At 55.0% G+C, this 15,530-nt stretch carries 11 protein-coding genes; 9 read left to right on the top strand and 2 right to left on the bottom strand.

Translation table 11 applies throughout. The features are described 5' to 3' along the window. From MOY_RS01810 to MOY_RS01835, 6 genes are all read left to right on the top strand, one after another. On the top strand, window positions 1–1,362 hold a 1,362-nt coding region (locus MOY_RS01810), incomplete at its 5' end, for a transketolase-like TK C-terminal-containing protein (protein ID WP_035539785.1). Window positions 1,363–1,420: 58 nt separating this feature from the next. Continuing rightward, window positions 1,421–3,439, top strand: a complete 2,019-nt coding sequence (gene aceF, locus MOY_RS01815; RefSeq protein ID WP_009095894.1) for a pyruvate dehydrogenase complex dihydrolipoyllysine-residue acetyltransferase — start codon at window positions 1,421–1,423, stop codon at window positions 3,437–3,439. Between the two features lie 239 nt (window positions 3,440–3,678). Next, window positions 3,679–4,332, top strand: coding sequence for an adenylate kinase (gene adk / locus MOY_RS01820; protein WP_009095896.1), 654 nt, complete (start codon window positions 3,679–3,681; stop codon window positions 4,330–4,332). Window positions 4,333–4,443: 111 nt separating this feature from the next. Next, entirely contained in the window at window positions 4,444–5,142 is a 699-nt protein-coding gene (tsaB, locus tag MOY_RS01825; RefSeq protein ID WP_009095897.1) for a tRNA (adenosine(37)-N6)-threonylcarbamoyltransferase complex dimerization subunit type 1 TsaB, read from the top strand. After that, window positions 5,139–5,864 carry a class I SAM-dependent methyltransferase gene (locus MOY_RS01830; RefSeq protein WP_009095899.1) on the top strand — a complete coding sequence of 242 codons (726 nt, stop codon included), beginning with the start codon at window positions 5,139–5,141 and terminating at the stop codon, window positions 5,862–5,864. Before tsaB ends, MOY_RS01830 begins: the two co-directional genes overlap by 4 nt. A gap of 28 nt (window positions 5,865–5,892) precedes the next feature. Then, entirely contained in the window at window positions 5,893–7,014 is a 1,122-nt protein-coding gene (locus tag MOY_RS01835; protein ID WP_009095901.1) for a phospholipase D-like domain-containing protein, read from the top strand. Between the two features lie 14 nt (window positions 7,015–7,028). Here the strand turns inward: MOY_RS01835 and MOY_RS01840 are convergent, their stop codons facing one another. Beyond that, on the bottom strand, window positions 7,029–7,703 hold the full coding sequence (locus MOY_RS01840) for a YecA/YgfB family protein (protein ID WP_009095903.1): 675 nt from the start codon (window positions 7,701–7,703) through the stop codon (window positions 7,029–7,031). 91 nt (window positions 7,704–7,794) lie between these two features. Between MOY_RS01840 and MOY_RS01845 the strand changes: the two genes are divergently transcribed. The 3 genes from MOY_RS01845 (at window position 7,795) to MOY_RS01855 (ending at window position 11,461) form a co-directional block, all read left to right on the top strand. Next, window positions 7,795–8,337 (top strand): SprT family zinc-dependent metalloprotease, encoded by a 543-nt coding sequence (locus tag MOY_RS01845; RefSeq protein WP_035539804.1) that lies wholly within the window; start codon window positions 7,795–7,797, stop codon window positions 8,335–8,337. A 175-nt stretch (window positions 8,338–8,512) separates the two neighbouring features. Continuing rightward, entirely contained in the window at window positions 8,513–10,462 is a 1,950-nt protein-coding gene (gene acs / locus MOY_RS01850; protein WP_009095907.1) for an acetate--CoA ligase, read from the top strand. A gap of 336 nt (window positions 10,463–10,798) precedes the next feature. After that, entirely contained in the window at window positions 10,799–11,461 is a 663-nt protein-coding gene (locus MOY_RS01855; RefSeq protein ID WP_009095908.1) for a LuxR C-terminal-related transcriptional regulator, read from the top strand. Between the two features lie 107 nt (window positions 11,462–11,568). Here MOY_RS01855 and MOY_RS01860 read toward each other — a convergent pair whose 3' ends face one another. Next, complete coding sequence (locus tag MOY_RS01860) at window positions 11,569–15,510, bottom strand: hybrid sensor histidine kinase/response regulator (protein WP_009095911.1); 3,942 nt, start codon at window positions 15,508–15,510, stop codon at window positions 11,569–11,571. Window positions 15,511–15,530 lie beyond the last annotated feature (20 nt).

Consider the following 15,530-nt stretch of genomic DNA (forward strand, 5'->3'; position numbering starts at 1 on the left):
GTGCCCTACTACAAGCCGGAAGAGGACTCCCCCGAGCTTAAGTACATGCACCTGCAGCGTGAGCGCTTGAATGGCTACCTGCCAAGCCGCCGTAGTGATTTTGACGCGCTGGAAATACCGGCCCTTGAAGATAAAACGTTTGCCTCGCAAATGGTCGGCTCCAAGGGCCGTGAAATCTCCACCACCATGGCCTTCGTGCGTATTCTGAATGGCCTGGTGAAGGACAAGCAGCTAGGCAAGCACGTGGTGCCGATTATCCCGGACGAAGCGCGTACCTTCGGTATGGAAGGCATGTTCCGTCAGCTCGGGATCTACACCTCGGAAGGGCAAAAGTACGAGCCGGTCGATAAAGGCCAGATCATGTACTACCGCGAGGACCAGAAAGGTCAGGTTCTCGAAGAAGGGATTAGTGAAGCTGGTGCGATGTCCGCATGGATTGCCGCCGCAACCTCCTACAGCAACAACAACGTCACCCTGCTGCCGTTCTACATCTACTACTCGATGTTCGGCTTCCAGCGCATTGGTGATTTGGCCTGGGCCGCCGGTGATCTACAAGCCCGCGGCTTTATGGTCGGCGGCACCGCCGGGCGTACCACGCTCAACGGCGAAGGCCTGCAGCACCAGGATGGCCACAGCCTGATTCAGGCGTCCACCATCCCCAACTGCCGCAGCTACGACCCGACCTATGCTCATGAAGTGGCGGTTATCGTTCAAGACGGTCTGAAGCGCATGTTCACCGATAAAGAGAACTGCTTCTACTACCTGACGGTGATGAACGAAAACTACGAGCAGCCTGCCCTAGAGAGCGTCCCCGCGGACGACATCGTCAAAGGCATGTACCTGCTCAAAGAAACCCAGGGCAAAAAAGGCCGCGTGCAGCTGATGGGCTCCGGCACCATCCTGCGCGAAGTCGAAGCCGCCGCGGAGCTTCTGGCCAACGACTGGGGCATTGGTGCGGACATTTGGAGCGTCACCAGCTTTAACGAGCTGCGCCGCGAAGCGCTGCTGCTGGAGCGCGAAGCCTTCTTGAACCCCGATGACGAGGCCGCCAAGCCCCACGTCACGAAGTGCCTGGAAGGCCGCGATGGCCCGGTCATTGCCTCCACCGACTACATGAAGCTGTATGCGGATCAGGTGCGCGCTTGGGTACCGGGTGACTACACTGTTTTGGGTACCGATGGCTTTGGTCGTTCGGATACCCGCGAGAAGCTGCGTTACTTCTTCGAAGTTGACCGCTACTTCGTAACGGTAGCAGCACTGAAGGCGCTGGCTGATCGTGGCGAGCTTGATCGCAAGCACGTCGGCGAGGCGCTGAAGAAGTACGGCATTGATGCCAACAAGCCCAACCCGCTGACCAGCTAAACCGCAGCCCGGCGGGCAGACGCCCGCCGGCTCGATCCGATTTGGAAGGAGCGCGACCTTGAGTAGCGAAATCATCAAAGTTCCCGATATCGGTGGCGATACCGATGTCGAAATCATCGAGATTGCGGTGTCAGAAGGTGACGTCATTGAAGCAGAAGACACCCTGATCACCCTAGAATCCGACAAAGCCAGCATGGACGTCCCCGCCCCGAAAGGCGGCAAGGTGCTCAAAGTGCTGGTCAAAGAAGGCGATACCGTCTCCGAAGGCGACGACATCGTTGAGCTGGAAGTTGAAGGCGGTGGCGAAGAGAAGCAAGAGACTTCGTCTGATAGCCAGCCTAAAGACGCGCCAGTAAAAGAAGATACACCTAAAGAAGCCTCTCAAGAGCAGAAGCCTGCGGCTAAAAAAGCAGCTGGTGGTAAGCAAACGGTTGATATTAAAGTGCCGGACTTGGGCGGCTCTGACAGCGTTGAAATTATCGAAGTCGCGGTCAGCGAAGGCGATGAGGTTAATGCCGAAGACACCCTGATCACCCTGGAGTCTGACAAAGCCTCCATGGACGTGCCGAGTCCTTACAGCGGTAAGATCGTGGCGTTCACCGTCAAAGAAGGCGACACGGTATCTGAAGGCGATGTCATCGGCAAGATGGAAATCGCCGGTGAAGGTGACGACGCAGAAGATGCTGCTGATGAGCAGACATCCAGCCAAGCCAGCAGCGAGCCACAAGCGGCTGAGCAGGATGACGAGCCAGAAGAAGCCGTTAGCGGCGAGCCAGAGCGCAAAGAGATTCGCGTGCCGGATCTTTCTGGCTCTGCGGACGTGCCGATTATTGAGATCGGCGTGGCCGCCGGTGACGAGATCAACGAAGAAGACCCGCTGATCACCTTGGAGTCTGATAAGGCCTCCATGGATGTGCCTAGCCCCTACAAAGGTAAGCTGATTGAGCTAACCGTAAAAGAGGGTGACACCGTCTCTGAAGGTGATGTGATCGGCTATATGGAAGTGGCGGGTGCCAAAAAAGCGGCGCCCAAAAAAGCGGCACCAGAAAAGGCCTCGCCAAGCAGCTCGCGGCAGTCGAGCGCTAAACCTTCTGAGTCTCCGGCGGGAACGCCTAGCCCGGAAGCGCAGATGGCGGCCCATAAGCCACGTGATGGCAAGCTGGTACACGCAGGGCCCGCGGTGCGTATGCTGGCCCGTGAGCTGGGTGTTGACTTGGAACTCGTCAAACCGAGTGGGCCAAAAGATCGCGTGGTTAAAGAGGATGTGCAGACCTATGTGAAGCAGGTTATTGCCAATCAAGGTAAAGCACAGCCTGGCGCGGCAGCTGCCACCGGTGGCGCTGGTATCCCGCCGATCCCGGAAGTCGATTTCAGCCAGTTTGGTGAGGTGGAAGAGAAGCCGATGGGTCGCCTGCTTAAAGCAGGGGCGACAAACCTGCATCGCAGCTGGCTCAACGTGCCCCACGTGACCCAGTTTGACGAAGCCGACATTACCGAGCTTGAAGCCTTCCGCAAAGCCATGAAGGCCGAAGTAGAAGCCCAGGGCGCAAAGCTCACGCCGCTGCCGTTTATGGTCAAAGCCTGTGCCTTTGCGCTGCGTAAGTTCCCCCAGTTCAACGTCAGCCTTAAAGGCGATGGTGAAACCCTGGTGTGGAAAAACTACGTGCATATCGGTATCGCGGTGGATACGCCGGACGGCCTGATGGTGCCTGTGGTGCGTAACGCCGATAAAAAATCCTTGGTTGAGATTGCTAAGGAGATGGCGGAGCTAGGCAAGAAGGCGCAAACCAAGAAACTTAAGCGTGATGACATGACCGGTGGCTGCTTCACCATTTCGAGCCTGGGCTCGATTGGTGGCACAGCATTTACGCCGATTGTTAATGCGCCGGAAGTAGCCATATTAGGCGTGTCGAAAGCGCAGATGAAGCCGGTCTGGGATGGTAGCACCTTCCAGCCGCGTTTAATGATGCCGCTGTCGCTCTCCTACGATCACCGGGCCATTAATGGTGCGGATGCGGCGCGCTTTACCGCCTTCCTGGCGGATGTGTTAACCGACATTCGGCGGTTATTGCTGTAAACGTTTTATGAAGCAAGTTACATGCGGCGCCCACTAGGGCGCCGCATGTATTTATAGCCACCCGATTTGCCAGAAAAGTAGGGGTTACCAAAGTACAAGGAGTCTCCACTTTACTGTTTTCGTTTAAAAAAATATTAAAAAAGCGTCTCTCAGGCTTTTGGAGAGTTGTGTCGCCTGAAAGGCACGGTTATTGTCGACTTATAATTTTATTCTATTGCCATCATTCAAGGAGCAGTGCCATGCGTTTAATCCTGTTGGGTGCCCCCGGCGCGGGGAAGGGAACTCAAGCTCAGTTTATTTGTGAGCAGTATAAGATTCCCCAAATTTCCACCGGGGATATGCTGCGTACGGCTATCAAGGATGGCACTGAACTGGGCCTGAAAGTAAAAGAGATTATGAATAGCGGTGGTCTTGTATCAGACGACATCATCATTGATCTGGTTAAAGAGCGTATTAGCCAGCCCGACTGCGCCAATGGCTTTCTGTTCGACGGCTTCCCCCGCACGATTCCCCAGGCCGACGCCATGAAAGAAGGCGGCGTTAAGCTTGACCACGTGCTGGAAATTGCGGTTCCCGATGAAGAGATTGTTAACCGCCTAGCCGGTCGCCGCGTACACCCGGCATCAGGACGCGTGTATCACGTTGAGCACAACCCGCCTAAAGAGCAGGGTAAAGACGATGTCACGGGTGAGATGCTGATTCAGCGTGAGGACGATCAAGAGTCCACCGTGCGTAATCGCCTATCGGTATATCATGACCAAACCGCTCCGTTAGTCGACTACTATCAGCAGTGGGCCAAAGAAGATCCACAAACCGCTCCCCAGTACCACCGTGTTGAGGGGATTGGCAGCGTTAATGATATTACTCGCCAAGTAAAAGAAGCGCTAAATTAAGCAATACCTGCCCTTTGATAGTCAGCTGGTGGCCCGCTTTATGTGGGCCATCGTCGTTAAGGCTGTGCAGAGGTATAATGCCCCTCTATTTCTACTGAGTGCGACACTGCTATGCCATCACTCCTACTCGCGCTGGATGCCTCCTCTAGCGCCTGCTCAGCCGCGCTAATACGCCAGCAGGGATCGCAGCGTGAATGTATAGCGCGGTATGAACTAACCCTTCGTGCCCACACGCGCCGACTGATGCCCATGGTGGATGACGTATTAGCAGAGGCGCAAGTTTCTCCCCAGCAGCTAGATGCGGTAGCGTTTGGGCGGGGACCCGGTTCGTTTACGGGTTTGCGCATCGCAGCAGGCACCGCCCAAGGGTTAGCATTTGGTTTAGATTGCCCGCTGATGGGGGTTTCAACGCTGGAAGCCTTAGCCTTGCAGGCCCATCGTCGCTATCACTTCCGTCATCTTGTTACAGCGCTCGATGCGCGGATGGGTGAAGTCTATGTGGCTACCTGGCACTGTTTAAACGATAGCGTCAGCCGTCAAAGTGATGAGGCCGTATTGGCGCCGGAAAGGGTGCACCTGCCCCCAGGTGAAACCGACTGGGTAGGCGTTGGTTCAGGGTTTACCTTATGGGAGCAGTTCACTACCGAGGTCCAAGCAAGCATGACTCAGCACCTTAATGATCTTGAGCCGCGAGCCGAAGAGATGGCATGGCTTGGGATACGTGACCTGGAGGCTGGCTTGGGGCAGGCGGCCCACGAAGCTCAGCCGGTTTATCTACGTAACGATGTGGCTTGGAAAAAGCCTGCATGAGGTCTGACGAATGGCACGCACTGCCTGAAGCGTTGGTGCTACCTTCGGGGCTTACATTAGCCCAGCACCAAGGCCAGTTAGCGCTTGTAGGCAGTGAAGGGCAGTATGGCAAGCCGCTCAGCGTTGACTTTGTCGCAGGCAAAGCCGCGCATCGACGCCAGTTTGGGGGCGGCCGGGGGCAGTTAGTGGCTAAAGCCTGTGGCTTAGCCAAAGGCGTTACGCCCAGCGTGGTGGATGCCACGGCGGGGCTAGGGCGGGATGCGTTTGTGCTGGCAAGTTTAGGTGCACAGGTGCTGCTAATCGAGCGGGTGGCGGCGATAGCCGCGCTGCTTCACGATGGCCTTGCTAGGGCGGCGCAAGCGGCAGAGACCGCCTCTATTGCGGCGCGCATGCAGTTGCGCCATGGTGACGCAGCCAATACCCTGGCCGAGCTTGTGGCTAGTGCTAGTTTCGACCCGCAGGTTATCCATCTTGATCCGATGTTTCCCCACCGGGAAAAGTCCGCGTTGGTAAAAAAAGAGATGCGCCTGTTTCGTGAGCTGGCGGGTGATGATGATGACGCCCCTCGGCTGCTGGAAGCCGCGCTTGATGTAGCGACACATCGTGTCGTGGTTAAGCGGCCCCGCAAGGCGCCGCCGATTGCCGGGCCTGCCCCTCAGCATACCCTTGAAGGGAAAACCAGTCGCTACGATCTTTATGTGCACCGTTCGCTAACCCGCTAACATTTATTTACTCAAAAAAGGAGCTTGTATGCAGCATGTGTGGCGAGAAGGGAATCGCGTTACCCTGCTGCCGGAGGCGTCGTGCTTTCTGCCGGCCATGTTTGATGCAGTCAGCCAGGCAAGATACTACGTGCTGGTTGAGCTGTATCTCATGGAGTCGGGTAAGCTTGCCGACCAAGTATGTGATGCGCTTATTGGTGCCGCTCAGCGGGGGGTGAAAGTCTATCTATTGCTGGATGGGTATGGTGCCATGGGCTTGGGTCGCCCGGAGCGTACCCGTTTGCAGCAGGCAGGTATCCAGCTACGCCTTTTCAACCCTATAGGCTTTCATTCCCTAGCCCGTAACTTAAGCCGTGATCATCGAAAAATTGTGGTGGTAGACGGTGAGGTTGCCTTTACCGGTGGCTTTGGGGCGGTGGATGAGTTCTTGGATGCTTGGTACGAAATTGCGGTGCGTATGGAAGGCCCGGTAGTGGCGGATTGGGAAAAGTTATTTCGCCGCCTATGGCGCTCACGATTAACCCGGGCAGAGAAAGGTAATTTAACGACAGCAGGGCTTGTTACTCAGCGGTCGCCTGAACGTTATGCTGATGGTGTTAAGGGGCGGGTGGTGTCGGCCAGAGGGTATCGCTATCAGGCCATTCGTCACTCACTGTATGGGCGAGTCAGCGAGGCCAGCGAGCGCCTGTGGCTCTGTACCCCCTATTTTGTGCCCACTTTTTCGCTGCGACGCAGACTTGCCCGCGCGGCTCGTCGAGGAGTCGATGTTCGCTTGCTACTGCCAGGCAGCGAGCATGACCACCCCGGCGTGCGCTACGCCGGGCAGCGTTACTATCAGGCGCTCCTCAAAGCAGGCGTGCGAATTTTTGAATTCCAACCCACTTTTATCCACGCTAAGTTTGTGCTGGTTGATAACTGGGTCAGCGTGGGATCATGCAACTTCGATCACTGGAACCTGCATTGGAATCTTGAAGCGAACCAAGAGTTGGAATCCGAAACGGCAGCCAATGACGTAGGTGCGCTGTTTGAGCGTAATTTTGCCGTCAGTCAGGAAGTGGATGCTGCTGCTTGGGCCGCGCGCCCCTGGGGGCAGCGCGCCCGTGAGTGGATCTATGGCCTGTTGAATGCCATGGTCACCCGTCTTAAATAAAAGCTTTAAAAGGCTTACTTGCGCTTTTTGCCTTTGGCTGGGGTTTTCTTGCGCGGCTTGGGTTTGGTGGTTTCCGGCGGCACACGGTAGTGCAGGTAGAGGTCAAGCACTAGCTCGGGTAGTTGGGCAACTAAGGCCTCTTGGTTGGCTTGATCCTGCGCCATTTCTGCCATGTCGGGCTCATCTTCAAATAGCCCGGACAGCAGCATGAAAGGTAGCAGCAGGGTGGCCGCCGCTTCCTCGTCATCTTGGAACCAGGCGCTCTCATCGCTGAAGACGCCTTCCATAAAGCCAGCACACCAATCGCCAATCGGCGTCTCTTCAGCGGGTAGACCATCTAAGGTAAGCTCAAAGGGCAGCTCAGGTAAGCCGCCTTGCTCAAGCACTGCCATCGCGTTATCCCGCAGCAGTGTTAATAGGTGAATAATGCCGTCGCGTTCTGCCTCGTCGCGATAGTTAGGCTCACCCTGAAACAGCTCGGCTAGCCACTGGGCGGGCGGCAGCTCGCTTGGCGCCACGGCCAGGGCCACTAAAAAACCGTGGGCAGAAATCAGATCAAGCGCATCTTCGCCTACCTGCTCGGAATCTAAAAAGTCATCCAGCCTATCCAGCTGGTCATCCTCAAGCAGCGGCTGAGGCGGGGCGTTGTCGGGCGAATCTGTTGCTGGCACGTTATTGCGCTCTGCCATGGGGAGCCTCGTTTTATAAAGTCGTCTTTGTGAAAAAGATGCTGATCGGTAACAATCGTTTGCAACGTTATTAATGGCTAGTTTATCACTAATGAAGACCTCACCACTGCCCCCTTGGCCTGCAGAGCAATTGGCGGCCTTATCGGCTCAAGCGTTGCACAGCGCAGCCCAAGAGCGGGTGCACGAAGCGCTAGAGCGCTGTCGGGAAGTTTATCCAGAACTGCCTACGCCACGGGTATGGTTTGACCTAAAAGGTGCCTCAGCAGGCCAAGCGCACCTGGGGAAAGGGGGGCTTCGCTTCAACCCAGTACTGTTAGAAGGTAACCGCAGCGCCTTTTTTGACGACGTCATCCCTCATGAAATGGCACACTGGCTAGTCTTTCACTTGGCAAATGGGCCGCGTTTAAAGCCCCATGGCCGCGAGTGGAAGTCTGTCATGCATGATCTATTTGGTTTAGAGCCGAAAGTGACCCATCAGTTTGATATTAAGCACTCACAGGTTCGGCCTTATCATTACAGGTGTCATTGCCAATCTCACTATTTTACCGCTAGGCGTCACTCTTTAGTGTTAAAGGGGCGCCGTTATCGTTGTCGTGATTGTGCTCAGACCTTGGTCTACTGCACTATTGATTAACCTCTGATCAGTTTTAACCTTTTGTTTTTTATATTAAAAATGTTAATACCAATGTCTAAGAGGAAGCCTGCTCAGGTAGGTTTATGCTAGGTAAATATTAAACGGGTCGGTGCGACCAATAATAATGCCGACACCATTTTCCAGAGAGAGCATTTTCACGGACAGAGGCAATTTCATGAGCGAACATAAAAACGTCTATCCGGTACGCGATAGCTTCGCCGCCAGCGCATGGGCAGACAAAGATAAATATGCAGCCATGTATCAACAGTCGATGGACGACCCGGAAGGCTTCTGGGCCGAGCAAGCCAAGCGACTCGACTGGATTAAAGCGCCCACTAAGATCAAAAACACCTCCTTTGCACGTGAGAATGTCGATATCCGCTGGTTTGAAGATGGCCAGCTTAACGTCACTGCTAACTGCCTGGATCGCCATTTAGAAAAACGCGGCAATCAAACTGCGATTATTTGGGAAGGTGATAATCCCGACGACTCTAAACACATTAGCTACCGTGAGCTGTATGAGCGCACCAATCAGCTAGCCAATGGATTGAAGTCGCTGGGTATTAAGAAAGGCGATACCGTTACGCTGTATATGCCGATGATCCCCGAGGCAGCAGTGGCGATGCTGGCGTGTGCCCGTATTGGTGCCGTTCACTCTGTCATATTTGGCGGCTTCTCTCCTGATGCCGTTGCTCAGCGGGTTATTGGCGCTGATTCTAAGTTGGTGATTACCGCCGATGAGTCGGTACGTGGTGGTAAGCATGTGCCCTTGAAAGAGAACGTTGACTCGGCGCTGACGCGCGACGGCACCGACGTTTGTAAAAACGTTTTGGTTGTTAAGCGTACCGGTGGTGATATCGAGTGGCAGGAAGGCCGTGATATTTGGTTTGATGAGCTAGTCGACAAGCAGTCCACCGAGTGCCCAGCGGAAGCCATGGGCGCGGAAGATCCGCTGTTTATTCTGTATACCTCTGGTTCTACCGGCGCGCCTAAAGGTTTGAAGCACACTACTGGTGGCTACCTTACGTACGCTGCGATGACTCACCAATACGTTTTTGACTACCAAGAAGGCGAAGTGTACTGGTGTACGGCTGACGTGGGTTGGGTGACAGGTCACAGCTATATTGTATATGGCCCGCTTGCTAACGGGGCGATTACGTTGATGTTTGAAGGGGTGCCGAGCTACCCAACCCACGGCCGCATGGGTGAAATTGTTGATAAGCACCAGGTCAATATTCTTTATACAGCACCCACCGCCGTTCGCGCCCTGATGGCCCATGGCGATAACGTGATGGATTCGAGCAAGCGCGACTCGCTGCGTCTGTTGGGCTCGGTGGGTGAGCCGATCAACCCGGAGGCCTGGGAGTGGTTCTACCGCGTCATTGGTAACGAGAAGTGTCCTATCGTGGATACCTGGTGGCAGACGGAAACCGGTGGCTTCATGATTGCGCCGCTGCCTGGCGCCATTGATCTAAAACCAGGCTCAGCCACGGTACCTTTCTTTGGTGTGAAGCCAGCGCTGGTCGATAATGAGGGCAATCAGCTAGAAGGTGCCGCCGAGGGTAACCTCGTCATTCTGGACTCCTGGCCAGGCCAGGCGCGCTCTATTTGGGGCGACCATGAGCGTTATGTCCAGACCTATTTCTCAACCTACGATGGCATGTACTTTACTGGTGATGGCTGCCGCCGTGATGAGGATGGTTACTACTGGATCACCGGCCGCGTGGACGACGTTCTCAACGTTTCGGGCCACCGCATGGGTACCGCTGAAATCGAGTCCTCGCTAGTCGCGCACTCTGCGGTAGCTGAAGCAGCGGTCGTGGGCTTCCCACACGATATTAAAGGCCAGGGCATCTACATTTACGTAACCTTGAATGGCGATGTCGATCCTACTGACGAACTGAAAAAAGAGCTAACGCAATGGGTGCGTAAAGACATCGGCCCCATTGCCTCGCCGGACGTCATTCAGTGGGCGCCTGGTTTGCCCAAAACGCGTTCAGGTAAAATTATGCGTCGTATTTTGCGCAAGATTGCCGCTAATGAGTGCGACGGCCTCGGGGATACCAGCACACTGGCAGACCCGTCGGTAGTTGATGACCTGATTGAGCATCGCGCTAATCAGTAGCGCTGAGTGCCCCTGTCGGTTAGCGGCAGGGGCATGCTTTTCAACGACATTGTTGTCCCACGACAATGTTTTCCAAAGACAATATCTTCCAACAGATATGTTTTTCAACAACAGAGTTAAGCGTTTGCTATGCTGTATCAGACTCAATACGCTAATTCGTAGCAGTGCCGGCCGTGGAGCCGGCACTGCTGTTTTTAGTTGGATAACCGACAGATAACAAATTGTGCATGTGATGCTTGGGCATGACGAAGCCCATGGGGTACCATGCTTCAACCGTAAGAGCCTAGCGTCGCGGCGGCAGGCAACCCCGCTGCTCGAGGAACCGGAGGAATATCCATGGCAGTAGCCCATAAGTTTATCGTCGCTGACGACCATCCACTGTTTCGTGCAGCGCTCACCCAGGCGTTACGCCAGTTGGCCCCTCAGGCTGAGATTGTCGAAGCCGATACGATGGCGGCCACCAATGAAGTTGTGAATCGCCATCCCGATGCCGATTTGATTTTGCTGGATTTACATATGCCTGGCGCCCACGGCTTCTCAGGCTTGATTCAGCTGCGTGGCCAGATGCCGGATATTCCGGTCGCCGTTGTATCGGGAAGCGATGAGCCCTACGTCGTGCGTCGTGCTATCGACTATGGTGCGTCTGGGTTCATTCCTAAGTCTTCCTCTCTACAGCTAATCGCGGAAGCAGTAGGAGAGATTCTGCAGGGTGAAGTATGGCTGCCCGAAGCGTTAGCCAATGTATTGGAAGAGACCAGTGAGGAAGAGTCGCGCTTTGCTGAAGCGATCGCTTCGCTAACGCCACAGCAGTTTCGCGTGCTCAATATGTTAACCGAAGGCCTGTTGAACAAGCAGATCGCCTACGAGTTGAGCGTTTCTGAAGCAACGATTAAAGCCCACGTGACCGCTATTTTACGTAAACTGGGCGTGCACTCGCGCACTCAGGCGGTTATCGCCGCGCAAAAACTTGAAGTAGAACCGCCCAAAGTCGAGTCGTAACACGCTTTAGGTAGTTGTTTGGCGCCGCGCTTATGGCAACATAAGCGCGGCGCTGTCGTTAATAAAGAGAGCTATCACTGGCTATTTGTTCGATGCTTGCTGTGCATCTAGTTAGCGGCTCGGCTTGCTTGAAGCGTGCGTGTTAACAGGGCACGCAGCGCTGCAGGCTTAACCGGCTTCAAGAGCAGCTGATAGCCCGCTCGCTTAATTTCTTCAGCCACCGCTTCGGTGCGGTCCGCCGTAATCACAATCCCTGGTACGGCGCTCGTAAGCCGATCGCTTAGGGCTTCCAGCGCCATCAAGCCCGTCACTTCGTTATCCAGGTGATAGTCGGCCAGTATCGCGTCGGGGTCGCCATCCATATTGCGCAGGATCGATTTAGCCCCGCCAATACTGGTGGCGGTAAATACTTCGCACCCCCAGCCGCTGAGCATGGCGGTCATGCCTTCAAGTATTAACGTTTCGTTGTCGATACATATAATGCGAGTACCCGCCAGCTTATTGCCACCACGGCGCCCCTGAGGCTCTTGATCGGTGGGTACCGTTTCACGTGCTGCCACGATAGGCACGCTGACTGCAAAAACGGTGCCGACACCTTCCCAGGAGCGTACCTTAATGGGGTGGTCGAGCACCCGGCTCATACGGTCGGCAATGGAGAGCCCTAACCCCAATCCTTTTTCACTCTCTTTATGGCGCGATACCTGATCCAAGCGGCGAAATTCTTGGAAGATTTCCGATAGTTTAGATTCAGGAATGCCGGGGCCGCTGTCCCAAACCTCAATAGAGAGGCGGTCTCCGTAGCGACGGCAGCCCAGCAATACCCGCCCTTCCTGGGTATAGCGGATCGCGTTGGAAAGGAAGTTTTGCACAATACGCCGCAGCATTTGCGGGTCAGAGTCGACCCATTGTTGAGTCGGCACGACGTTGAGGTCCAAACCACGGTCATCAGCCATCACCTCAAACTCAGCCCGCAGCGGGCGGATAATATCCGCTAGGGCAAAGTGGCTGCGCCGGGGAGTGAGCGCACCGGCATCCAGTTTGGAAATATCCAGCAGAGTACCGAGTAGCTCTTCAGCGGCCTGGAGAGAATTATCAATATGCCCGACGGTGCGTTGGGTATCGCTAGTAGTAACGTTTTGCATTAACGCAGAGGTAAATAGGCGTGCAGCGTTTAGTGGCTGAAGCAGGTCGTGGCTGGCGGCGGCCAAAAAGCGTGTTTTAGAGGCATTCGCATCTTCGGCTAGCTGCTTGGCTTGGCGTAGTGCCTGCTCGGCCTCCGCTCGCACGCGGTTCTCCTGACGTAGCGCCGCGTTCGCCTCAGACAACGCCTGGGTGCGTTCACGTACGCGTTCCTCGAGGGTTTCGTTGGTTTCTTTAAGCGCAATTTCAGCTTGGCGCCGCTCGGTAATATCTTGATAAAGCGCAAAAAAACCTAGAATCGACTGGCTATCGCCAAAGTGGGGCGTATAGGTCACCAACATATAGCGCATTGCATCGTTAACGCGCATCGAGACTTCAAAGCTGACACGCTCTCCTGCCAGTGCGCGTTTCACCCAAGGCAGGCGCTCTTCGGCTTGCTTTACGGGCAGTACGTCTTCATAGCGTCGCCCAATGACGGCATTACGATCAATGTTAAACGCCTGCTCGTAGGCACGGTTAGTAAAGAGGTAGCGGCACTCTTTATCGAAGTAGGCGATTAACGCGGGCACATTGTCGGTGTAAATGCGGATATTGTTTTCAGAGCGGATCAACGCCTCTTCGATACGCTTTTGCTGGGTGATGTCTTGGTAGGTATAGACAAACCCACCGCCGGGCATCGGGTTGCCCTGAACCTCCAGTACGCTGCCGTCCTGGCGGTAGCGCACGTAGCGGTGGGGCTGGCCATCGCGAATATTATCCATCAACAGTTGAACGTGCTCTTCGGGATCGCCTGGGCCGTACTCGCCGCTGTGGGCGTTATAGCGGAAAATGCGATCCATGGGTGCACCTACCCGGATCAAATGGTCAGGGAAGCGGAATAACTCTAAATATCGCTGGTTCCACACGACTAGCCTGAGGTTCTGGTCAACAACGCTAATGCCTTGATTGATATTCTCAATAGTGGCCTGGAGCAGGGCTCGGTTAAATTCCAGTACCTGGGAGGCTTCATCAACGATGGAAATAACATCAGAAATCCCAATGCCGCGTCCTTGAAGCGCTGAGTTGACAACGATCCGCGCCGAGGAGGCGCCTAAGACCGAAGCCAAAAAACGCTCGGTAAACTGGATAACGTCAATCGAAGCGCGGGTGCCTTCGTCCAGCGGTTTACCTGCCCGGCGTGCATAATCTTCAAAGGCGCGATCAACCTGGCCAGCACCTAGAAAGCGTTCACAAAGCACTTTTAAGTCGCCTACCGTGGTGGCCCCCGTCCAGGGGCGGTTAACCGAGGTTTGACGGGTTTCGACGCTATCGACAAACAGCGATGCCTGGATACGCTCCACCACGCGCTGAGAAGTAATCTGTGAAACAAAAATGTAGCAAAACAGGTTAACGCCCAGTGAGAGCATTACCCCATGGGTAAAGGAGTCGCCTAGGTTTAGGCCAAACAGCGCCGTGGGTGATAGCCAAGTCAGTCCCAAAGGGCCGCCTGCTAACCAGTCCGAGGGTAGGACGCCAGCGCTAATCATGGCTGGCATGAGAAGGCTGTAGGCCCAAATGCCAAAGCCTGCATTCATGCCGACAATAACGCCTAAGCGGTTGCCCCGCTTCCAGTAAAGCCCGCCTATCAACGCGGGCGCAAATTGAGCGGCGGCTGCAAAAGAGAGCATGCCAATAGACGCCAGCGATGTGAATTCGGCGATCAGGTGGTAAAAGCCGTAAGCCATTGCTAGCACGGCCACAATGGTCAAGCGGCGAGCTCGTAACACGAGTCGGCCATAGTCACGGGCTTTGGTATCAAACCAGCGCAACCTGAAAAGGGCCGGAATGACGATCTCGTTTGAGATCATGATAGAAACGGCTACTGCCGCGACAATAACCATGCCGGTGGCAGCGGAAAAGCCGCCGATAAACGTTAGCAGCATCAACCACTCGTGCCCAGACGCCATTGAAAGTGCTAACACGTAGGTGTCTGGTTCTACACCGCTTTCAGAGAACAGCAGTAGACCCGCGGCGGCGAGCGGTACCACGAAAAACGCAATGGCGAGCAAATAGAGTGGAAACAGCCAGCGTGCTTTATTGGCATCGTCTGGGTGGATGTTTTCGACGACCGCTACATGAAATTGGCGTGGCAGGCAGAGAATTGCCAGCATGGCGAGTAGGGTTTGTGCCCAAAAGCTTTGGCCGAAATCCTGATTAGCCAACTGGCGCTGCAGTTCGAGCTGGCTTTCCGCATGGGCCATGAGTTCACCTAATCCACCAAACATGCCCCATGTGACAAACGCGCCTAGCACGAGAAATGCCGCGAGTTTTACCAGCGACTCAAAAGCTACCGCATGGATGAGCCCTTCATGGTGTTCCGTCGCGTCGGTATGGCGTGTGCCAAACAGAATAGCGAAAATCGCCATCACGACCGCTACGTAAAAGGCAGTATCGCCAAAGAGCGAGGTGTGGGTAATGTCCTGTGCATCGGTCAGCACGCTAAACGAGGTGGCGACGGCTTTAAGCTGAAGCGCGATATAGGGCAGGGTACCAATCAGGGCAACGAGGCTGGCAAAAGCGGCAAGGGATTGGGTTTTACCGTAGCGGGAAGCAATAAAGTCGGCGATTGAGGTGACGTTCTGATGCTTTGCCACGCGGATCATCTTGGCCAATACCGGCCAGAACAGCAGAAAAGTCAGGATCGGCCCGACAAAAATGCTGGCAAATGACCAACCAGCAGTGGCTGCTTGGCCAACTGCGCCGTAAAACGTCCAGGAGGTGCAGTAAATCGCCAACGCCAAGCTGTAGATGATTGGCCGACGGCGGCTGGCTCCGTGGGTGCGAGCGTGGCGGTCGCCAAACCAGGCAATACCAAACAGAATTGCGATATACAGCAGCGATACGGCAATCAGGGTTCCGCCATGAAACATATAATTCCCCATAAGCACTA

The sequence above is a fragment of the Halomonas sp. GFAJ-1 genome, assembly GCF_000236625.2.
Lineage (GTDB): Bacteria > Pseudomonadota > Gammaproteobacteria > Pseudomonadales > Halomonadaceae > Vreelandella.